At 63.3% G+C, this 532-nt stretch carries 1 protein-coding gene; it reads right to left on the reverse strand.

All coding sequences use genetic code 11. The features are described from left to right. Positions 1 to 532 (reverse strand): calcium-binding protein (locus JAN5088_RS00005; protein WP_370736400.1); only part of this gene is annotated, 532 nt, incomplete at both ends.

The raw sequence follows: 532 nt of genomic DNA on the forward strand, positions 1-532 counted from the left end.
AGAAACCGTCTGCGTCGAGATCCATTGTCGCACGGCCATCGCGTAGGGCTTCGGCGATGGCCGCCTCACCCCTCGTGGTAATTTCCTGGGTGACAGTCGCGACTTGGAACGGGGCTGAGCGAAGGTTGAGTAGATTGGGCAAGGCAGAGAAGGAACTGGCAACGGAGTACGACCCGTCCCCGGTTCCCTGGACGCGCTCGATGTCTATGAGTACGTCGCGGGCGCCTCCATCGCGGCTATCGATGTAGACGTCGCCGCCTCCAAAGCCGAAAAACGAGCCGTTCGACCCGCCGTCAATAACGTCCGCGCCGCCGCCGCCAGTCAGGACGTCCGCGCCCTCACCACCATAGATGCGATCGTCGCCGCTGCCCCCAGCAATGGTGTCGTTGCCAGCAAAGCCGAGCGCGACATCACCTCTGCTGGTCAGAGTGATCCGGTCGTTGCCGGGACCGCCCCCGACGATCACCGACGTGTCTCCTCCAATGGTCTGCGTGATCGAGTAGTTTCCGAACGCTCCGGACGGCGACAGCAG

This window comes from Jannaschia rubra (assembly GCF_001403735.1).
In the GTDB taxonomy this organism is placed as follows: Bacteria; Pseudomonadota; Alphaproteobacteria; order Rhodobacterales; family Rhodobacteraceae; genus Jannaschia; species Jannaschia rubra.